Consider the following 19,148-nt stretch of genomic DNA (forward strand, 5'->3'; position numbering starts at 1 on the left):
TCTGGTCACCGCGCGGGCGGTGCGCTCGCGCCCGCGCGGCTTAGATGACAGGATGGCGGGGTGCCAGCGCTCAAGCTGTCCATGGTGACCTATCTCGGCGGCCATCCCGACCGGACCGGCGAGACACCTCTGCTCAACGTCGTCGTCGACCGTAGCGGCATCACGGTCCGAAAGCAGTTCGGGCGTAAATTCCTGACCTTCCAGTGGTCGGACCTGCGCGGCCTGGATGTGCGGCCGAGCATGTGGGCCTCCGACGTACTCGGTGGCGCGGCACTGCGGCTGGAGACCGACCGCGGCGTGAGCCAGTTGCACGTCTCCACATTGCGGTCGGTTCAGTTGCGGGGGATGCTCTCGGCGTGGGTGGTTAGCGAGGCGGGGCCGGGCAAGCCGTTTCCGGCCGCTCCGCCGCCGGCCGCTCGCGAGGTCGCGAGTCAGCTCGACGCGGTGCGCGCGTCGCTGGACATCTGGCGGGCGGCGAGTCTCGGCCGCGAGCCCCTCGACGACCGCGGCACCTTGGCCTACCGGCTGGCTGTCGCCGACAACCATCGGCGGTTGGGTCACTTCGCCGAGGCCATCGCCGTTCTCGGGCCGCTGACGGCCGAGGCCGCGCAGGCGTTCGGCTCCGCCGATGCCGACACGTTGACGGTCCACAATGAGCTCGCCCAGACCCTTCTCGCCGCTGGAGCGATCGAGGCCGGTCTAGACGCCCTGCGGGAAATACTCCCCGTGGCGCAGCGGTCGCAAGGGATCGACGGCAACCTCACGCTGGTGATTCGCAACAACCTGGCGGCCGGCTACCAGCAGGCCGGCCGGTACGCCCAGGCTCTCGAACTGCACGAGGAAAACATCCGGCACACCGAACGCAAACGCGGGCCGACCCACCTGGAGACCGTCGGTCGGCGCAACAACCTCGCGGCCGCCCTCGGGCTCGCCGGCGAGCGGGGACGTGCGATCGACGCGTACTGGGGCGTGCTCGACGCGTTGGCCGACGTCGGCGATCACAGCCTCGCGGTCACCGCGCGGCACAACCTGGCGATGCTGCACAACCCGTCCTGGCAGCCGTGACGTCCCACCGACGTCACTGTCTCGTCGCCACGCTACGCGGTCGACCATCGTCGGCTGGCCAGGTTCAGCCTGATCACAATCTCCAACCCGTTGCGTTCGCCCGTCTCCTCGAAGCCGTAGGCGAGGTAGAACCCGAGAGGTGAGTGGCGACCGATCTCGGGGTCGTCATAGCAAGCGACGCTGGTCACCAGGTCGGCAGCCCGCGGACGCGCGGCCACGTGCGCGGCCACGAGATCCATGGCGGACCTGCCGTATCCCCGGCCCTGGTAGCGGGCGTCGATAAGGAAACGCCACAGATAGTAGGGCCACAAACACGTCGGATCGTTGTCGGCGAGCATGACGAAGCCGACCGGAGTCTGTCCCACGTAGAAGGCGCGGCACCATGGCCGGTGAGCCTGGGCCTCTGCCTCGGCAAGGGAATCCGCAACGGCCTCGACGAACCGCCGCTGCGCGGTGCTCACCTGGAGGTCCTCGACGGCGGCCCGGTTGGCGGCATCGATGGAGCGCACTGTCAATGCTGTCACAGCGCACATCGTCCCGCCGACGGACGATCGCGGTACATCGACCAAACGCCAACTACTTCGCCCAGACAACGGTACCGGACGATCGAGCCCCCTCGGTACGCTTGATGTACCAGGTCGCCCCGGTCGAGTGTCGAATACGGAGTGTCCACCTGCCCGAGACAGCCGGCGGCTCAACATTTCCTCAATCCCGCGGCGCAACCATAGTCATCGACATCGATCAAAGGAGATGGACATGACAGTGCGTACCGCGACGGTTACGAGGGCGGCACTCGTCGGGGCATTCGCCCTGGCTGCCGCGGCGGGTCCGGTCGGGCCGGCCCTCGCCGCGGCCATGCCCGGGACATCCGCCGTGCTGGCCGCTATCGTGCCGCTCGGTGCAGGTGTGCCGCCAGCCAGCGGACCCATCCCCGTCGGTACCCCCGGCCCGACCGGCATCAGCGTCTGACCCTGGGAGGGAACAGTCACGACAGCCGTGGCGGCGGGCCGAGCCAGGCTCGCCGCCCCGGTACCGCTGGCTGGCGCGGCGGCTGCGACACCCGCTGGCGCGGCCTACGCCGCTTCGCGACGGCGAGTCGGGGAGTCGGGCCCGTCGGTCATGTCGCCGAGCGCCACCACGATCTTCCGCGGCCCGGTGAAGGGACTGCGTGAGTGCGCGACCAGCATGTTGTCGATGACGAGGACGTCACCCTCCTGCCAGGAGAATGCGACCGACTCGCGGTCCATGAGGTCGCGGACCTCGGTCACCAGGGCGTCATCGATGACGGAGCCATCGCCCCAGAAAACGTTGCGCGGCATACCCTGTTCCCCGCAGATCTCGGCCAGCGCCGAGCGCGTGTCCGGGTCCAGCGACGACGGGTGGTGCAGCGCCAGCTGGTTGAAGAAGACGGCCTCGCCGGTCACCGGGTGACGCAGAACCGCTCCGGCCTGGCGCGAGGTCCGCAAGCCGCCGTCCGGCGTCCACTCGATGCTCGTTCCCTCCGCGGCACACTTACGCTCCACCTCGGCACGATCCTCGGTGCCGAAGAAACGCGTCCAGCTGACGTCCACTCCGTTGATGAAGTTGCGGACGTAACAGAGCTTCTTCGTAGCGAAGAGTTCGGCCAGCTCCGGACGCATCCGGGCGAGAACCGTCCGGCAGTCGACGATCGGCGTCTGGCCTCCGGAGTGCGGAGCCACGATGCACGAGAAGAACTGACGCATCGGCCACTCCGGCAGATGCGAACTCTCGTTGTGGAAGAGGATCGAAAGATTCTGCGGGTACGGTGTCGACTTGTATACGCGGTCCGATTCACCCTCTCGCGGAAGGTCCCCGTATTCACGGTAGAGCGTGCCGCACAGCGCCGAGGCGGCCTGTTCGAACTTCTCCACCGAGCCGGCGTGGAACCCTCGGAGCAGGACCGCTCCGTGCCGCAGCAGCAGGGCTTCGACCGTTTCCCGGTTCGAGCGCAGCCAGCCGGGCAGGTCGCCGCCAGGACCGGCCGGCGTGATGAGGGCGGGCGTCGATGGTGCCTCGGGCAGAAAACCGATGGTTACCGAATCCCCACCGGGGGTCTGCGCCGGCTGCTCCGCGTCCTGAAGCGGGCGCTGTTCCGACACCCTGGAAGTCGCCTCATTCATGTGCTGCTCCTCGCTTCCTCTGCAGCGAACCCGGGCGTGACGCCTCGAGCTCCGTGATCATCTCGACGGGTTGGGCGACCACAGGCTGTCACCCCAGCACCCGGAGCTCCATCGACCACCCCAACCGCTCCGCCAGAGACTGCCACAGAACTATGGCACATTTCGACCGCCGACAAAAACGACGGCCGCCGATACCGCCGCCGGTAGCCGGCGCGACGGGCTGGGTGGCCAGGAGCGTTCGGGCACCGGCCGGGGCGCGACCGTTCGGTCGCGCCCCGGGATCGGGATGGGTACGGATCAGGCGCAGGAGTCGCGGGTGTAGACGGCGATCGGGACGGTCCCCGCGGCGCCGACGAACAGGCAGGCGCCCTTCGGATCGGCCAGGCCACTGACGAATCCCGCGGCCGCGTTGCAGACCCAGCTCAGGTAGCCGAAGCCGGCGTTGTTCAGCTGGGTGGAGCACCACGAAGCCGCCGCGTTCACGCCGTTCTGAATCACCAACCGGTAGATCGTCTCGGTCTGCGAGCTACTGAAGACGTAGCCGCAGGCCAGGATCGGATTCGCGATGCAGGCGAAACCGTTGGGCTGCACGACGATGTCGGCGCCGGCCGGGATCGGCACGGCTCGCGCCGTACCGGTCGTCGTGTCCGCGACGAGCAGCGTGCGCTGGCCGGCGGTGGCCGGTGCGGCCGCGACCGCCGTCGACTGCCGCGCGGCCGGGTGCGTGGCGGTGGCGGGGTGCGCGCTGGCTGCGCCGGCGAACCCGAGGACCGTGACGGCCATCGCCGCCAGCATCGTGAGGGCGAGCCTCTTACGCATCTGGACTCCCTTGAGTTGATGGATAGGGGCGGGTCCAGGCTGCGCGGGCGGCGTTGCGGTCGGATGTGGAAAAGGTTGAATGCCTGGTGGTACTACACGCTGGGGCACCGGGCTATGGCGCTGCGTGGTCGGTCACCATGATGCGCGACACCGTCTCCGGGGCCTGTCCTCCGGTCGGGTCGAGTTCCCAGAACAGCCCGTTGCTGCCCACCGGCGCGTTCGGTGGAATCTGGATGCGCATCTCGAACCGGAGAGAGCCCGTGGCCGGTAGGCACACCGCTGCCCGGCAATTGAGTTGGTGAACTTCCGGGTGTCCGGCCGGGGCGAGCATCTCGACGATGAGCGGGCAGCGGTCGAAGGAAATCGGCGCGGCCGACGGGTTGCGAAGCTCGACCGCGAAGCGCACGGTGTCGCCGCGCGCGCCGCGCAGTTGCCTGGCACCGGGCAACGGCGCGATCGCCGCCCGTAGCGCGGTCGAGGTCCACGGTGCCGTGCTGGCCAACGGGGCGGGTTGGAACGGGTGTACGCCGATGGTGCTCGCGGCCCCAGGTGTGTCGCATCCCGGTAGCGCGTTGTAGCCGACATCGAGGCTGCCGGTACCGCCGGGCAGGGTCAGCCGGATGGTCCGCGGCGGTACCGGCGTCCCGGATGCCCGGGGTACGCACCAGTTGCGCCAGTCGATGTCCAGCGTCGCCGCGGCGCCCGGCGGGAGTGTGGCGAGCACGGTGTCGGGCGGCGCGACGGTGGGGAACGCCGGAGGCTGCGCCGGCAACGGATCCTGCCGCTGCCGGGGTGCCGGGACGGCGCCGACGATCTGCACGTCGGGCCGCCCGGTCAACTGGCATGTCCCGGTACCGGCGTTGCGTACCGTCGCCTCGCCCGTGCCGCCGGACAGGGCGGCGGAGAAGTCGAAACCGTCGCCGACCACCCGCAGTTGCGACGCCTGGCACCTCGGCGCCGGTGCGGACGCCGCCACCCGCAGCTGCGCCGGTACGGCGCCGTCCCATGGTACGAGGCGCGCCGCTCCGGCCGGATCGTGGTGAGTGGACGAGCAGCCGGCCGCGACGAGAATCAGCGCACCGAGTAGCACTCCGATCCTCATGCGCAGGTCTCCTCGATCGTTTGGGACGCCTCGACGATGCGCCGCACGGTCGCCTCGTCGTTCATCGCGCCGGCGGCCGTGGACAGGTCGCCCTGCTTCGCCGCGCCGGCCGCCCGGTTGAAGTCGTCGGCGAACGCATGCAGCGCGGCGACCAGGTCGCGATCGGCCGCCACCAACCGCGGTGGCACCGAGCCCTGCGCCATCAGGTCGGCGGCCTGGCGCAGCCGCGTGGTCTCGTCCGCGATCCGCTGGCTCAGCTGCTGCCTGTCCAGCGAGTTGGTGAGCAGTTCGGAGCTGGCACTGATGGTCTGCGTCACCTGCGTGAGCCGGCGGAGCAGTTCGGCACAGGCGGTCCGATCGGCCGGGGACATCGAGACACCCGAGGAAGGTGCGGCGGAGGTCGGGGCAGAGGACGCGGCCGAGGTCGCGCCGGCGGGCTCGGTGGAAGGTGCGGCGGGGGTCGCGGCGGGCATTGTGGAAGACACAGCGGAAGGCGCGGCGGCCGGGCCCGGCGGGCCAGCGGCCGACGGTCCGGTCTGCTGCCCGCAGCCCGTTGCCAACAGTACGGCTATGGCCAGGCCCGCCAGGTGGACCGGCCGCGCGCCCGGGCCGGCCGGCCCGGGCGCGGTGTTGCCTCTCCTCACGGCAGTTCTCCTCAGCGTTGCCGGGAAATCACCGTCGTCCTGGAATCGCTGAGCTGACCCATCAAAGTCTGGGCCTGCTTGGTGATCGACGACTGCTCGGCGGCGGTCAGCGTGCCGCACGGATCGGTCGCCGGTGGCGCCGGCTCGTTGGCGGTCGGGGCGTCCGGGTAATGGGCCGGGACGAAGTGAACGGCCAGCGCCTGCCGGTAGAAGTCCCACTTGTCGCCGGACTTCACGGCGAGCTTCACGTCGTACCACTTCGGGTCGGACGGGAACACGTGGGTGACCGTGGGCTGGGTCGTGGCCATGGTCGTACCATCGCCAAAGTCCCAGTAATAGGTCAGCCCCTTGGTCTGCCCGCCGCCGTTGCGCGAGAACGACCCGTCGAAGGTGACCGTCGACGTCAGGTACGGCTTGGCCGGCGTGGTCTCGAAGTACGCGACCGGGCTGCTGCCCTTGGGGTCCGAGCCGCCGTACGCGTCACCGGCGACGACGTACGACGTCCACGTCGCCGGTAGCTCCAGCGCCCGCTTGAGTCCCTCCGACGGAGATGACGGGCCGCCCGGTCCGTGCGTCGTACCGGACGCGAAATAGTTCAGGTGCTCGGGCGTGTCGTCGTTGGTGTCGTAGAGCGTGTACTGGCTGAGGGTCGGCTTGCTCGCGTACGACGCCGGGTACGGGTTCTCGTTACCGCCGACCTGAGGGTTGGTGCTCGTGTCGTAGGCACCGATGATGCCGTACCCGGGGATGCCCCAGTCACGGATGAACGACACCTGGTCGGTGCGGCCCGTGTTGTCGTCCACGACCGGTGAGTACTTCGCGATGTCGGTGGGCAGGTACGCGGGCACCGACTGCGGCCCGGGGTTGACCGGTGTGGAGCCGACCTGGTCCAGCCGCAGCGGGTTCTCCAGCGGCATGCTGAACCCGTACTTCTGCCCCAGCACCTGGAACGCGTCGTTCACCGCGTTGGCGGTCGCGGTGCGGAATTCCTGCGCCGCGGCGAGATTGTGCTGGATCCGCTGGATCGCCGTGGCGTCGTACAGGTTGTTGGGTGTGGTGTACAGCGGGATGGCGTTGATGTTCGTGTACCACGGCCCGACGCCGCCGCCCACGATGTCGTTCAGGTAGTGGTCGGTGCCGAAGTGGCGGGCCGGATACTCCAGGCCGTTCTGGTCCATGTTCGCGACCATCACGTACTGCCCCTGTGGGCCGTCCGGGATCAGCCCACCGACATCGGCGATGCCGGCCGAGACCGAAACGCCGGCGGCATGGGCGGCGTTCAGCGCCGGTGTGAAGGTGATGCCGGTACCGGTGGCCCCGACTGTCCCGACCGCGGTGATGGTGACCGTCTGCGCGCCGCCGAACGGGTCGACGAGCAGCTGTTCGCCGACCGCGAGCCCGACCCCGGTGCGGGCGGTGACCTTCACGTTGGTGTCGCCCGCCGCAGCCGGCGCCGCCAGCGTCGTCACGTTGGTCTGCGAGTAGTACCCGGAGCCGACGAGGCCACCCTCCTCGTTGTCGAACAGACCTATCTTGATGGTCCGCTTCGGGTACGTGCCGTTCGCCTGGTACCAGCGCAGCAGCGCCTGGAACTCGGCCATCCCCATCGCCTCGCCGGACCCGGCGTCATACATGGAGCCGTTGCCCCAGTTGCCGCCGCGCATCGAGCTCATCGGCGTGGGGCTGCCGCTGGCCGACCCGTTGGCTACGCTGGTCGAGGTGGGCGTGCTGTCGTTGTGTCCGGCGATGAGCGCCACCTGGCCCGCGCAGGACTGGCCGGGTATCGTGACGCTCTCGTCGTCGAGCTGCCAGACCCGGGTCGGGTAGATGTGGTTCTTCGCCGTCATGTACTTGCCCAACGAACCCATGTGCGCGGCGTCGGAGTTTGTCAGCTCCGAGCCGAACCACTGGTAGAACTCCTGTGCCCCGTTGTAGTTGGCGGGGAGGTTGTTCGGGTCGTTGGGGTCGGCCAGCGGGCCGTCCGCGCCGGCGCTGCGGAAGACGTAGTTGGTGGCCAGGTGGTACAGCTCGCTGTAGAGGAAGTTCATGTCGACGACCGGGCGTGCGGCGCCCGACGGTTTGTTGGCGAATGCCGGGCCGGCCGCGCTGGCCCCGGTGAACGCGACGAGTGAGGCGACGGCCCCGACGGCGGACCAGCGCCGTACCTTTCTCATCCTTCTCGAGAGGGCAATCATTGCTGGTACCTACCCTTGTGCGCGGCCGAGATGAGGCGGGCCGATTCGGATGGCGAGAACGTGCCGCAGGGGCTCGTGGACGGCGCGGCACCGGTCGGGTTGTCGACCGCGACCGCCTGCCGATACAGCCCCCAGTCGTTGCCCTTGCCAACGGCCAGCTTGACATCGGCGTAGACGGCACTGTGGTAGGTGTGGGTGACCCGCTCGCCGACGGCGTGCGTGCCGTCGCCGAAGTCCCAGTAGTACTTCAGCCCGTGGCTGCCGCCGTTGGCGTCGCGGGAGAATCCGGCGTCGAAGGTGACGGTCAGGGTGGAGTCGGGCTTGGCGGGTGTGGTTTCGAAGTAGGCCACCGGCTTGTCCGGCTGGGCGGTGGTGCCGAGATAGTCGTCGCCCGCCAGCAGCAGGCTCGTCCACTGCGCGGGCAGTTCGAGCGCCCGCTTCAGCTCCTCGGTCGGCTGCTGCGGCGTCAGCCCGTGCGGGGCTCCGCCAGCGAAGTAGTTCAGGTGCTCGATGGAGTCGGACAGGTAGCCGACCGGCTGGTTCTCGTTCACGTTGAACGCGGCCCCCGTCGGGTGCGCACCGGCCAGCGGCGCGGTGAGCGTGACGCCGGTACCGGTCGCCCCGGCGGTGCCGACCGACTGGATCTGCCCGTACTCGATGGCGGCACCGGAGCCGATGAAGATGGGCTCACCCGCGGCGAGGTTGGTGACGTCCGCGACCTTCACGTCGGTGTCGCCCGCCGCCGCCGGCGCCACGGTGGTCGTCATGCCCGGCTGCGGGGTGTTGTTGCCCAGCTGGAACGTGGTCTGGTTGCCCGCGTACCCGATGATCGGGGTCGCCTTGGTGGTGCTGCTGACCGAGGCTCCGTAAGGGTTTTCGTCGCTGCTGGAGTTCTTCGCACCGGAGACCGTGAAGCCCGGGATCCCCTTGTCGAAGAACGCCCGCTCATCCTCGAGTCCGTCGGCGTCATCGCGTACCGGTGAGTACTGCGCCTGGTCGGCGGCCGAGTATGCCGGCTTCACCGGCGCCACTCCGCTGTACGGGTTCGGCGCCTGACCGTTCTGGTTGTACCGCAACGGATTCTCCAGCGGTACGGAGAAGTTGTACTTCGTGCCCTGCTGCTGGAAGCCCGCCTGGATCGCACTCTGCAGGTCGGAGTGAAGCTGGCCGATCGCCGGTGCGTTGGCCGTAATCTTCGCCCCCGGCGATCCGGCGCCGCTGTCCGGGTAGGCCGAGTTCGGCGCGGTCGGTGTGGCCTTGACAAAGGTGAACCACGGGCCGACCCCTCCCCCGGTGACGTTGTTCCAGAAGAACTCGGTGCCGAGGTGGTAAGCGGGGTAGTCCAGGCCGAGCGAGTCCATGTTGGCGAACAGGACGTACTGGCCCTGCGGCCCGGACGGGATCAGGTTGTCGGCGTAGTAGGCGGACCCCTCGCGGCCGAACAACCCGTCGCCCGTCTTACCGCGCGACGCGTCCAGCAGCGTGACCTTCAGGGTGCGCTTCGGGTACGTGCCGTTCGCGTGGTACCAGTCGAGCAGTGCGTTGTACTCCGCCATGGTCAGCGCGACGCCGGACAGACCGTCGTAGGCTCCCTCGTTGCCCAGGTTGCTGTCGGTGATTTCCCGGCGCGCCGCGCCGAAGCCGGTGGTCCCGCTGGTCGTGCCGGAATTGATGAGCCCGACGATGTCGTTGGGCACCGGTGTTTCGTCCGGATGCGCGGCCAGCAGCACCCGTTGGCCCGCACAGGTGGCGCCGGGGATCGTCACCTCGGCGTCGTCCGAGTCGAAGCGGTAGCCGTCCGCCCGGCGGAAGTAGTGGTCCGTCACCGTCGCGAAGCTCGCGAGCGACGTGTTGACCCGCTTGTCGGTGAGGTTCGCTTTCCAGTACGCGAACAGTTCCTGCCAACCGTTGACGGTCGGCGGCAGGTTGAACACGTCGCTGGCGTTCCTCGGGTCGCCGTCGGCACCCGAGATCCGGTAGCTGAACGCCTTGGACATCGTGTACAGCTCGTTGTAGAGGTAGTCGGCGTTGATGGTGGGTGTCGGCGGGCGCGACGGCCGCGGTCCGCCGGCCGAGGCCACCCCGCTCGCGGTCAGGCACAACGGAAGCGCGGCCGCGACGCAGCCGACAGTCACCATCCACCATTTCTGGCGGGATCTACGGCGCGATTTCATGTGGCGAGACCTCCTGAAAAACCGCACGGGTGTACGCGCCGGAAAGCGCCACGAGGCCGCAGGGCCGTCAGGTGGCCGCCCGCACCGGCGTGAAAGTCGTCCTTGGGTTGTTTCCGCTACCACAGATACGGCATTGGTCGGTCAACTCGGGGGTCGGTCAACTCGGGCGCTTGGCCGGGGACGACGTCAATCCCCTTACCGGCGCACCGGTCCGGTGGGCCGCCCCTCCCAAGACAGCCTCATCGCGGCGACGACCCACTATCGCTTCGTTAGCCGAGTGTCAGCGCGCTCCTACTCTTGGTGACCCTACATCACGTAAGGCGCCGCCGAAAGTGAGACGTCGATCGAAATCTGGCCGGCGGTAAGGAGCGGGCGGGCCTCGGCTCTTGTCTCGGTGCCGGACGTGGTCGTCGGATGTGGTCGCCGGATCGTGTGGTCGTCGGATGTGCGAGGATTCCGCACTGTCCGGCGAAGGTGGTCTCGGGCCGGTCGATCAGAGCTGGCAGGAGGGTCGATGGCTGACGAGGACGTGGCGTGGTACCAGCGGATGCTCGACGCGCAGGAGGATCAGTTCGACGCGCCATGGTGCTGGACCGTCGTCCAGCCGTTGACCATGCCGGTCACCGTCGCGGAGGTTGCCCGGCGGCTCGGCGGTGACCCGGCCAGCATCGAGCAGGTTGCCGGGTGGGCCTACGACGAAACTGACGCGTTGCACCTGCAGCAGGTGGGGCCCGCCGTGGTCATGTGCCAGACCGGGGGTTGGGAAGGCGTCCGTGACGAGGCCCTGCGGTGGTTGTCCGACGGCGCCTCGGTACACAGCTCGTGGTGGAGCCCTGCCAACGGACGCAGTTTCGTGTGCTACGCCGCCTTCGGCCGGATCCTGACGCGACTGGAGCACCTCGACGACGACCAGCCCGCCGGTGAGCGGCCCACGGCCCTCGACGAGGATCGCGCTTCGCTGCGCGACGATCTGGACTACCCATCCCAGCTGGCCTTTGTCGAGCGGCGCACCGGCATCCGGCTGGACCCTGCCTGGTTGGACCAACCCCACGCCACGGTAGTCATAAGCACACCGATCCCGGACGACCCGCAGCCGCCGGGCACGTTCCCCCGGACGGATCCGGACCTGGCGGCCCTGTTCCTTCTCGCCGACGAGTCCACGCAGCGCGACGCGCTGCGGTGGGTGCTCGACTCGGTCGCCGAGGAGCACGACCTGCGCGGCGAGCCCGCGGTCCGCGCCGTGCTCGAGGCGTTGCCGCGGGATTGGCCGGCCGGCGAGGACCTGTCAGCTCAGTTGAGCGCGCTGCGATTCCAGCTGACGCAGGAGGTCAACGCCAGCCCGGGAGGGTCGCCTGAGCGCTGGCGACTCTACTACCGCATGCGCGCCGTCGAAGCGTTCGGGGCGACGGTGCCCAACTCCCGCGGCGGTTGGTACTCACCGGACACGTTGTGGTACGCCCAACAGGCGCTTCAGTCTCAACAGCGGTGGCCAAGCATCCGCGCGCAACTGTGGCAGCGGGTACGGCCTCCACGCCGGTCGGATCCACCACCCGTGGTCACCGCTGGCCGATGACAGCCCTTCCTATCCCTTGACCGCACCAGCCGACAAGCCGCTGACGAGCGCCCGCTGGGCGAAGACCGCGAAGCACAGCGGCGGCAGAACGGACAGGACGGTGGCCGCGGAGATGTCGCCCCAACGGATGCCGGTGCTGGTAACGAAGTTCGCCGCGCCCACGGTGACCGGTGTGGCGTTCGAACTGCTGAGGATGACCGCGAACAGGTAGTCCGACCAGGAGAAGAGGAAGACCAGCACCGCCACGGCGACGAGAGCCGGAGCCAGCAGGGGCAGGACCACCGAGCGCAGGGTCCGGTAGACGCCGCAGCCGTCCATGATGGCCGCCTCCTCGATCTCCACCGGCAGGTCCCGCAGCGCCCCGGCGAGCACGAGCAGGCCGAGGGGCAGGTTCAGGAAGGTGTTGGCCAGGATGAGGCTGGGGACCGTGTCGTAGAGCCCGAGCGAGTTGTACAGCAGGAAGAAGGGGATCGCGAAGAAGATCGCCGGTACCAGGCGCAGTGCGGTGACTCCGCGCAGCAGGTACCGCCCTCCGAACCCGAGGCGCACAATCGCGTAGCCGGCGGGGATGGTGAGGACCAGCACCAGTACGACCGCGCCGAGGGAGATCAGCACCGAGTTGAGGAAGTACCGGCTGAAGTCGTACCCGCTGCCGCCGTTGAACAGGTTGCGGTAGTGGCCGAGAGTCAGGTGCAGGTGTAGCGACAGCGGTGCGCGGGAGATGTCGCCGTCGGGCCGGAAGCTCGTGTAGATCGCGTTGAGCATCGGCAGGTTGATCAGAATGGCGATAACGGTGACGAGTGCGGTCTTCCACCACGCTCGTCGCGGTTCGGACCGGCGCCTCGGCGGCAGACCGGCCGGCACACTCGTCTGCGCGGGTGTGGTGAGGACTGCCTCGGTCATCGGGCTGCCTCCGCGGTGGTTCCGCCGACGGCGCGGCGGGTGACGACGGGTACCAGCGGCAGCACGATCAGCGCGGCCAGCACGGCCGCGGCCGACGCGGTGCCGAAGTTGCCCGTCGCGAACAGTTTGTAGATGTAGATGCTCATCGTCGTGGTCTGGTCTCCAGGGCCGCCGCCGGTCAGGACGTAGATGACGTCGAAGGTGCGGAACGCGTCGATCGCGCGCAGGAAGCCCGTGATGAACACGACGGGCGCCATCATGGGAAGCACGACGGACCGGACGGTGCGCGCGAAGCCCGCCCCGTCCACGGCGGCTGCCTCGTAGGTGTCCCGGGGCAGTGCCTGCAACCCCGCGTAGAACAGCAGGAAGGTGAACGGCGTCCACTGCACGATGTCCAGGACGATCAGCAGCGGGACGACCGCGCCGTTGCTGAACAGGGTGATGTGGATTCCGGCGTCGTGCAGCAGCGCCGGAACGGCGCCGATGTTCTCGTTGAGCAGCAGGCGGAACATGACGCCCATCAGCGCCGGAGCGATCATGATCGGCAGGATCAGCGCGCTGAGCAACGGCTTCTTTCCGGGAAAGTACTTGTCGACCAGCAGTGCCAGGCAGAAGCCGAGCACGAGTTCGACGCACGTCACGATCGCGGTGAACAGGATCGTGAACCACACGGCGTGCCAGAACCCGGAATCCTTGACCGTGGTGAGGAAGTTGGCCGCTCCGGCCCACGAGGCGTCCGGATCCAGCAGGGTACGGTTCTGCAGCGCGGTGCGCACCCCGTAGACGATCGGGTAGATGACCGCGACTGCGACGAAGACGAGTAGCGGCGCGCTGAGGATCCAGCGCGCCCCCCTCGTGTGATTGCGCGGCATCGTCACTTGTTCCCTGACTTCTGGGCGGCCAGAGTGCCCAGATCCGAATCGGCCTTCTTCAGGGCGGCGTCGATGCTCTGCTGCCCGACCCAGGCACCCGAGAGGTCCTGCGCGAGAGCGGAGTAGATGTCGTAGGTCTTGGGCAGTGCGGGCTCAGAGAAACCGTCGGCGCTCAGGTCGCGAGCGATGAAGGTGTAGACCGGGTTGACGGAGGTGAGGCTGGACAGCACGCCCGGCTGGGCCGGGATTCCGCCGGACTTGGCGTACAGGGTCATCGCCTGCGGCGTCTCCAGGTAGGAAATCCACTTCTGGGCCGCGGACCGGTTCTTGCCGTAGTTGTTGATGGCCACGGCCAGCGCGTGGACGTGGGTCTGATGCTTGTCACCGGGTACCGGCGCCACGCCGACCTTGCCCGCGGTCGTCGGCGACTTGGTCGGGTTGTTCAGATCGGCGTACCCGGCCGACCACTGGATCGCCATCGCGGCGTTGCCACTGGTCATGGCCGCCTGCGTCTCCGGGAACTCGGCCTGCGACGAGTCCGGCGAGGTCAGTGCCTTGGTGTAGATCGTGTTGTAGACCTGCATCGCCTGGTGGGCCGCTGTCGAGTCGAGGGCCGGCTTGCCCGAGGAGTCGAGCCAGCCGCCGCCGAAGCTCCACAGCACGTCGTCCCAGATCATCGTGTTGAACAGCAGGTTCTTCGCCTGCAGGGCGGTGCCGTAGGTGGTCGGCGACTGCGGGTTCTCCTTCTTGGTGAAGAAGGCGGCGGTGGCGATGAAGTCGTTCCAGGTCCAGTCGGCGGGGTCCTTGGGCGTCAGGGACTGCCCGACCAGTTGCTGGCTGATCCGGGCGTAGCTGGCCTGCCAGGTCGGGTCGGTACGCAGCTTGTTGATCAGATCCGTACGGTAGTAGAGGAAGTTGTTGCTGATGTCCAGCGGCAGGGCGTACTGCTTCCCTTCGACCTGGAGGGACTGCACGGCCGAGGGGAAGTAGCGCGAGGCGTCCAGGCCCTGCAGCGGCTGCAGGTACGGCGCGTGCTGCGCGACCAGATAGCTCGCGGTGAAGTACACGTCGAATTCGCTGGACTTGGTGGCCATCAGCGTTGCTTCCTTGCTGAAGGTGTCGCTGCGACTCAGCAGGGTCATGTCGATGTGAATCTTGTCGGTCTTGCCCTGGCCGGCGTTGTAGGCGCTGACCACCTTGGCCATCGCGTCGCCTTCGGGGCCCGGCCAGAGCACCATCTTGACGGTGCCGGTGCCGCTGCCCTGCGATCCCGATCCCGAGCTTCCACAGGCGGCGAGCGCGCCGAGCGCCGCCGCGAGGACCACCGCGCTGACCGCGCGGACGAGCCGGCTTGTTCCACCCATGATCTCTCCTCTGCGACCGCTGTCGAGCGATTCTCAGGTCATACCTGTGTTCCGCAGGTCTAGACCTGCGTGTAGAGTATGGGTCGGTCAGTCGGTCGGTCAATAGCGCCCGACGAGGTCACTGGAGAGCCTTTGATGCCTACCTATCTGCTGGTCGACGCGGGCCAGACCGGTACCCGCATGCGGCTTGCGGCAAGCGAGGGACCGCACGCCGAGGTCGATGCGGACCTCGCCGCCGACGGGCTGCCGGCCGGCGTCGACCCGCAGGCGCACCTGACGCGGGTGGTCACCGGTGCCCTCCAACAGCGACGCGAGGTCGTCGACGGCGTCGCCGTGGGACTCACCGGCCTGCACGGCGCGCACGGCCACCCGCGCGACCTGCTGAACCAGTGGTCGGCATTCGGGCCACGGCACGTCGTGCTCGCCGACGACTCCGTCACCGGCTATCTGGCAGCCGTGGGCCTGGAACCAGCGGTCGTGGTGTCCGTAGGCACCGGCGTCGTGGCGCTGGCCACCAGCGGCCGGGGCGGCCTGGCCCGGGTGGACGGCTGGGGACATCTGCTCGGCGATCACGGCGGCGGTTACTGGATCGGCCGGGCAGGCCTGGAATACACACTGCGTACCCTCGATGGACGCAGCACGACGCCCACGGCCCTGCCCGACGCCGTCGCCGAAGTCTTCGGCGACCCGAGCGCGCTGCCGGCCACCCTCCAGCGCCACCCCGACCGGGTACGCCTGATCGCGGACTTCGCCAGGCAGGTGCTGGCTCTCACGGAGCGGCAGGACCCGGTCGCCGAGCGGATCTGCCTCGACGCGGCGCAACATTTGGCCGTGGCAGCCGCCGCGGCGGCCAGCCGCGCCGATTGCGACTCACGGCGCGTCACCGTCTCCTGGTCCGGATCGCTACTGGGCGCAAGCCCCGTGCTCGCCGACACATTCGGCCGCGCACTGCGCGAACGCGACCCGCGCTACGTCCTCCGACCACCGGCCGGGTCGTCCCTGGACGGCGTACGCCAGCTGATCGACCTCGCACCCGACCACCCGCTCGCCGCCCTGACCTCACGAGCCGGCGCGGCAACGGAGGCACGTTCATGAGTTCGGCGATCGACGCCATCGCATCCGGACTCGTCGTGTCCTGCCAGGCCGAGCAGGGCCATCCGCTGCACGGTCCCCAGTTCATGGCCGCCATGGCCCGAGCCGCCGCGGCCGCCGGGGCGGTAGGCATCCGCGCCGAGGGCGCCGAGGATGTCGCGGCTGTGCGAGCCGCCACCGGCCTGCCGGTCATCGGCATCCGGAAGATCCGGTACTCCGGTGGACAGCGGCTGTTCATCACGCCCACCTACGCCGACGCCGAACAGGTCGTCGCTGCCGGGGCCTCGATCGTGGCCACCGAGGGAACAGCCCGGCCCAGGCCCGACGGCCAGAACCTGGCCACCCTGATCCGGCAGATCCACGACCGGCTCGGGGTGCCGGTCATGGCAGACGTCGACAGCGTCGAATCCGGTCTCTACGCCCACCGCGCCGGCGCGGACCTGCTGGCGTCGACCCTGTCCGGCTACACCACGGATCGGGCGGCGGCGCCGGACGGTCCGGACATCGACCTCGTGGCCGCGCTGGCCGCGGCCACCCCATTGCCGGTCGTCGCCGAGGGTCGCATCTGGACACCCGAACACGTCAGCGCCGCCCTCGCCGCCGGCGCCCACGCCGTCGTGGTTGGCACCGCGATCACCAATCCTCTCGAGATCACCCGGCGCTTCGTCTCGGCGCTTCGCACGCCGACCCGGAAGTAAGCTTCGCTGGCATGACAGACCAGCGCGCTGTGACCCAGGCAGCGTTGCAGAAGGGGAAGATGGTGGCCAAGCACCTTCAGGTACGCGAACACGTCCTGGCTCTCATCGACCGGATGCCTCCGGACACCCTTCTGCCCCAGGAACGTGAGCTCGCGGAGCAGTGCGAGGTCAGCCGCGCGACCGTGCGGCAGGCCCTGCAGTCACTGATCGAGGACGGCCGGATCTACTCGGTACGTGGCCGGGGTACCTTTGTCTCGCAACGACGGATCTCGAAGGGCCTCACGCTGACCTCGTTCAGCGACGACATGCGCGCCCGCGACCTCGAACCCGGCTCGCGGCTGCTGGCCGCGAAGCAGTCGCCGGCCGGCGACGATCTCGCACGTCATCTGGAAATCAGGGCCGGGGATCCGGTCTACCACGTTGAACGGCTGCGCCTGGCCGACGGCTTTCCCATGTGCGTCGAGACGATCCGGCTGCCGGCCACGCCGTTTCCCCGACTGCTGGACCACGACCTGGCCGGCTCGCTCTACCAGCTGCTGGCCAGCCGCTACCGAACCACCGTCGCGACGGCCGAACAGCACATCTGCGCGCGAGCCCTCGACCGCCGCAACGCCGACCTGCTCGGTGTTCCGCCCCGCTCCCCCGCGCTGCAGGTGCGGCGGCGCGGCATCGACTCGCGGGGGCGCGTGGTCGAATACGGCGAGTCCCTCTACCGTGCCGACCGTTACGACTTCGAACTGACCATCCACCGCTGAGGCTGCGACGGCGGCGGCCCAGGTGGCCGGGAACTCCCGCGGATGTCACTCCACTGTGGACAGCGGCCGGGGTGGCCGTGTGGCGTGCGGTCACCCCGACCGGAGACGCCGCTTTCCTTTCGAGTCAGACGGTGAGGCGGCCTCGGAGGAACTCGAGGATCTCCGTCCGCGCGGCCTCGGCCTGCCGCGCCACGCCCGGCATGCTGAGGAACGAGTGCCCCGCTCCGGGATATTCGGTGAGCCGCGTAGGTGTTCCGGCCGTGTCCAGTCGTTCGGCGTAGCGACGGCCGTGATCGGCCGCCGGGTCGTGGGTCGGCACCACCACGAGCGCTGGGGCCAGCCCGTTCAGGTCCTCGGCATACAGCGGGGAAAGCGCGCGGGAATCGGTACCCGGTGGAACGGCGAGCCGCTGGAACAGTTGCAGCTGCGGCACGTTGAGGGTCGGGCTGTCGGCGTACTCGGTGACCGAGGCGTAGTCGAACATCGTCTCGCTCACGTCGACAGCGGGGTTGACCAACACCTGGGCCTTCAGGCGCGTGCCCGCCTCTCGGGCCCGGATCGCGGTCAGGGCGCTGATCAACGCGCCGCAGCTCTCGCCGAAAACGGCCGTGCGCGCCGGGTCGATGCCCCACCGCGCGGCGTGCCGCATCGCGTACTGGAGCACGTCCCAGTCGTCGTCGACGGCCGCTGACAGCGGGGTTTCCGGGTCGAGGAGGCGGTGCTCGACCGAGACGACGACGGCGGGAAGGTGGGCGGCGAGATGGCTGTTCACCCAGTCGCACTGCGCCGCCGTACCGACGAAAGCGCCTCCGTGCACGTGGAGCACGAGTGGCAGGCCAGCCTGGTCGGTAGCCCCGCCGTCGCGCGCGGGCGAGGGACGGTACACCCGAACTGGAAGTTCACGGCCGGGCAGCGCCACCTTCTGCCAGTCAATCGCGGCGCCGGGATCTGGATCCCCGGTGATCGCCCGCGCCGCGACGGACGCTCGAACGCGGTTCTCCGCATCGCGGTAGGCGACCAGTTCCTCGGTTGTCATCGTCGCCCAGTTCGGCGCCGGCGGCCTCTTCACAGCACTGACATCGCTCACTTCTTCTCCCCGGTCAGATAGTTTCGATACCTGAGGTAGCGATACCCATGGTATCGAAACTAGGTACCATGGCGGTATGGCATCGACCACATCCGCCAGGCCACCCGGTCGCCCGCGCACCGGCGTCAACGCCGTCGTGTTCGCCGCGACGCTGAGCACGGTTCGCGAGCTCGGCTACGCGCGGGCCACCGTCGAGCGCATCGCCGCGCAGGCCGGCGTCGCGAAGTCGACGGTCTACCGGCGCTGGCCGTCGAAGGGTGAACTGATCGTGGACTGCCTCCTGGACGCGTTCGGCCCGGTGCCGCTCAAGGGCGACAGTCGGGCCGAGCTCATGTCCTCTGCCATCCACTGGATCGCGGGGAAGATCGGTGAGCCCGGGGTCGGGGACGCGTTCGCCGGCGTGTTCAGCGACGCGGTCAGCGACCCGGCCCTGCGCGAGATTCTGTCCTCGCGGCTGCAGGACCCGTACCGGCTAGCGCTGCAGGACGCGCTCGACGAGCCGGAGAACCGGGTCCTGTTCTTCATCGACGTCGTCGTCGGAACCCTGCTCCACAGGATGGGCATGACCGGCGAGCCGATGGTCGACGCCGACGTCGCCGCACTGGTCGCCATGGTCCTGCCGCAGCTCGCCGACGATCCCGGCACGGCCGGGTAATGTTCGTCC

The 19,148-nt window shown here is 69.0% G+C and carries 18 protein-coding genes; 7 read left to right on the plus strand and 11 right to left on the minus strand.

Translation table 11 applies throughout. From position 1 onward, the window contains the following. Positions 1-60: 60 nt before the first annotated feature. Complete coding sequence (locus tag Raf01_RS26450) at positions 61-1,065, plus strand: tetratricopeptide repeat protein (RefSeq protein ID WP_203920719.1); 1,005 nt, start codon at positions 61-63, stop codon at positions 1,063-1,065. A gap of 32 nt (positions 1,066-1,097) precedes the next feature. On the opposite strand, the gene Raf01_RS26455 is transcribed toward Raf01_RS26450, so the two are convergent. Then, the gene (locus tag Raf01_RS26455; RefSeq protein ID WP_239133929.1) at positions 1,098-1,589 is read right to left on the minus strand and encodes a GNAT family N-acetyltransferase; all 492 of its coding nucleotides are present in this window, start codon (positions 1,587-1,589) and stop codon (positions 1,098-1,100) included. Between the two features lie 232 nt (positions 1,590-1,821). On the opposite strand from Raf01_RS26455, the gene Raf01_RS26460 reads away from it, so the two are divergent. Next, the gene (locus Raf01_RS26460) at positions 1,822-2,034 is read left to right on the plus strand and encodes a hypothetical protein (RefSeq protein WP_203920721.1); all 213 of its coding nucleotides are present in this window, start codon (positions 1,822-1,824) and stop codon (positions 2,032-2,034) included. A 104-nt stretch (positions 2,035-2,138) separates the two neighbouring features. On the opposite strand, the gene Raf01_RS26465 is transcribed toward Raf01_RS26460, so the two are convergent. The 6 genes from Raf01_RS26465 to Raf01_RS26490 all read right to left on the minus strand — a co-directional run bounded on the left by Raf01_RS26465 (position 2,139) and on the right by Raf01_RS26490 (position 10,104). Then, positions 2,139-3,206, minus strand: a complete 1,068-nt coding sequence (locus tag Raf01_RS26465; protein WP_203920722.1) for a TauD/TfdA family dioxygenase — start codon at positions 3,204-3,206, stop codon at positions 2,139-2,141. A gap of 297 nt (positions 3,207-3,503) precedes the next feature. Next, the gene (locus tag Raf01_RS26470; RefSeq protein WP_203920723.1) at positions 3,504-4,025 is read right to left on the minus strand and encodes a hypothetical protein; all 522 of its coding nucleotides are present in this window, start codon (positions 4,023-4,025) and stop codon (positions 3,504-3,506) included. Between the two features lie 112 nt (positions 4,026-4,137). Continuing rightward, on the minus strand, positions 4,138-5,127 hold the full coding sequence (locus tag Raf01_RS26475) for a DUF4232 domain-containing protein (protein ID WP_203920724.1): 990 nt from the start codon (positions 5,125-5,127) through the stop codon (positions 4,138-4,140). After that, the gene (locus Raf01_RS26480) at positions 5,124-5,498 is read right to left on the minus strand and encodes a hypothetical protein (RefSeq protein ID WP_203920725.1); all 375 of its coding nucleotides are present in this window, start codon (positions 5,496-5,498) and stop codon (positions 5,124-5,126) included. The genes Raf01_RS26475 and Raf01_RS26480 overlap by 4 nt, the downstream gene beginning before the upstream one ends. 284 nt (positions 5,499-5,782) lie before the next feature. After that, complete coding sequence (locus Raf01_RS26485) at positions 5,783-7,945, minus strand: PKD domain-containing protein (protein WP_203920726.1); 2,163 nt, start codon at positions 7,943-7,945, stop codon at positions 5,783-5,785. A gap of 17 nt (positions 7,946-7,962) precedes the next feature. Beyond that, positions 7,963-10,104 carry a PKD domain-containing protein gene (locus Raf01_RS26490; RefSeq protein WP_203920727.1) on the minus strand — a complete coding sequence of 714 codons (2,142 nt, stop codon included), beginning with the start codon at positions 10,102-10,104 and terminating at the stop codon, positions 7,963-7,965. A gap of 550 nt (positions 10,105-10,654) precedes the next feature. On the opposite strand from Raf01_RS26490, the gene Raf01_RS26495 reads away from it, so the two are divergent. Then, positions 10,655-11,713, plus strand: a complete 1,059-nt coding sequence (locus Raf01_RS26495; RefSeq protein ID WP_203920728.1) for a hypothetical protein — start codon at positions 10,655-10,657, stop codon at positions 11,711-11,713. A gap of 9 nt (positions 11,714-11,722) precedes the next feature. Here Raf01_RS26495 and Raf01_RS26500 read toward each other — a convergent pair whose 3' ends face one another. The 3 genes from Raf01_RS26500 to Raf01_RS26510 are packed head-to-tail and all read right to left on the minus strand — an operon-like array spanning position 11,723 to position 14,852. Next, positions 11,723-12,616 (minus strand): carbohydrate ABC transporter permease, encoded by an 894-nt coding sequence (locus Raf01_RS26500; RefSeq protein WP_203920729.1) that lies wholly within the window; start codon positions 12,614-12,616, stop codon positions 11,723-11,725. Further along, complete coding sequence (locus Raf01_RS26505; RefSeq protein WP_203920730.1) at positions 12,613-13,488, minus strand: carbohydrate ABC transporter permease; 876 nt, start codon at positions 13,486-13,488, stop codon at positions 12,613-12,615. The genes Raf01_RS26500 and Raf01_RS26505 overlap by 4 nt, the downstream gene beginning before the upstream one ends. Before the next feature lie 2 nt (positions 13,489-13,490). Continuing rightward, positions 13,491-14,852: an extracellular solute-binding protein gene (locus Raf01_RS26510; protein WP_203920731.1), complete on the minus strand. Its 1,362-nt coding sequence runs from the start codon at positions 14,850-14,852 to the stop codon at positions 13,491-13,493. Positions 14,853-14,987: 135 nt separating this feature from the next. Between Raf01_RS26510 and Raf01_RS26515 the strand changes: the two genes are divergently transcribed. From Raf01_RS26515 to Raf01_RS26525, 3 genes are read left to right on the plus strand one after another with little or no spacing between them, the layout of a single operon-like run. Next, on the plus strand, positions 14,988-15,947 hold the full coding sequence (locus Raf01_RS26515) for a BadF/BadG/BcrA/BcrD ATPase family protein (RefSeq protein ID WP_203920732.1): 960 nt from the start codon (positions 14,988-14,990) through the stop codon (positions 15,945-15,947). Beyond that, positions 15,944-16,642 carry an N-acetylmannosamine-6-phosphate 2-epimerase gene (locus Raf01_RS26520; protein ID WP_203920733.1) on the plus strand — a complete coding sequence of 233 codons (699 nt, stop codon included), beginning with the start codon at positions 15,944-15,946 and terminating at the stop codon, positions 16,640-16,642. The genes Raf01_RS26515 and Raf01_RS26520 overlap by 4 nt, the downstream gene beginning before the upstream one ends. 11 nt (positions 16,643-16,653) lie before the next feature. Next, positions 16,654-17,397: a GntR family transcriptional regulator gene (locus Raf01_RS26525; RefSeq protein WP_203920734.1), complete on the plus strand. Its 744-nt coding sequence runs from the start codon at positions 16,654-16,656 to the stop codon at positions 17,395-17,397. Between the two features lie 124 nt (positions 17,398-17,521). Here Raf01_RS26525 and Raf01_RS26530 read toward each other — a convergent pair whose 3' ends face one another. Beyond that, positions 17,522-18,574, minus strand: a complete 1,053-nt coding sequence (locus Raf01_RS26530; protein WP_239133930.1) for an alpha/beta hydrolase — start codon at positions 18,572-18,574, stop codon at positions 17,522-17,524. Here Raf01_RS26530 and Raf01_RS26535 point away from each other — a divergent pair. Continuing rightward, positions 18,561-19,139 carry a TetR/AcrR family transcriptional regulator gene (locus tag Raf01_RS26535; RefSeq protein ID WP_239133931.1) on the plus strand — a complete coding sequence of 193 codons (579 nt, stop codon included), beginning with the start codon at positions 18,561-18,563 and terminating at the stop codon, positions 19,137-19,139. The genes Raf01_RS26530 and Raf01_RS26535 overlap by 14 nt on opposite strands. Positions 19,140-19,148 lie beyond the last annotated feature (9 nt).

It is taken from the genome of Rugosimonospora africana, from assembly GCF_016862975.1.
GTDB lineage: Bacteria > Actinomycetota > Actinomycetes > Mycobacteriales > Micromonosporaceae > Rugosimonospora > Rugosimonospora africana.

Coding starts and splice junctions, on each gene's coding strand:
- Raf01_RS26465 (WP_203920722.1), bottom strand. CDS start 3,206: ATGAATGAGGCGACTTCCAGGGTGTCGGAACAGCGCCCGCTTCAGGAC.
- Raf01_RS26460 (WP_203920721.1), top strand. CDS start 1,822: ATGACAGTGCGTACCGCGACGGTTACGAGGGCGGCACTCGTCGGGGCA.
- Raf01_RS26515 (WP_203920732.1), top strand. CDS start 14,988: ATGCCTACCTATCTGCTGGTCGACGCGGGCCAGACCGGTACCCGCATG.
- Raf01_RS26505 (WP_203920730.1), bottom strand. CDS start 13,488: ATGCCGCGCAATCACACGAGGGGGGCGCGCTGGATCCTCAGCGCGCCG.
- Raf01_RS26520 (WP_203920733.1), top strand. CDS start 15,944: ATGAGTTCGGCGATCGACGCCATCGCATCCGGACTCGTCGTGTCCTGC.
- Raf01_RS26495 (WP_203920728.1), top strand. CDS start 10,655: ATGGCTGACGAGGACGTGGCGTGGTACCAGCGGATGCTCGACGCGCAG.
- Raf01_RS26485 (WP_203920726.1), bottom strand. CDS start 7,945: ATGAGAAAGGTACGGCGCTGGTCCGCCGTCGGGGCCGTCGCCTCACTC.
- Raf01_RS26475 (WP_203920724.1), bottom strand. CDS start 5,127: ATGAGGATCGGAGTGCTACTCGGTGCGCTGATTCTCGTCGCGGCCGGC.
- Raf01_RS26470 (WP_203920723.1), bottom strand. CDS start 4,025: ATGCGTAAGAGGCTCGCCCTCACGATGCTGGCGGCGATGGCCGTCACG.
- Raf01_RS26525 (WP_203920734.1), top strand. CDS start 16,654: ATGACAGACCAGCGCGCTGTGACCCAGGCAGCGTTGCAGAAGGGGAAG.
- Raf01_RS26535 (WP_239133931.1), top strand. CDS start 18,561: ATGGCATCGACCACATCCGCCAGGCCACCCGGTCGCCCGCGCACCGGC.
- Raf01_RS26510 (WP_203920731.1), bottom strand. CDS start 14,852: ATGGGTGGAACAAGCCGGCTCGTCCGCGCGGTCAGCGCGGTGGTCCTC.
- Raf01_RS26480 (WP_203920725.1), bottom strand. CDS start 5,498: ATGTCCCCGGCCGATCGGACCGCCTGTGCCGAACTGCTCCGCCGGCTC.
- Raf01_RS26500 (WP_203920729.1), bottom strand. CDS start 12,616: ATGACCGAGGCAGTCCTCACCACACCCGCGCAGACGAGTGTGCCGGCC.
- Raf01_RS26490 (WP_203920727.1), bottom strand. CDS start 10,104: ATGGTGACTGTCGGCTGCGTCGCGGCCGCGCTTCCGTTGTGCCTGACC.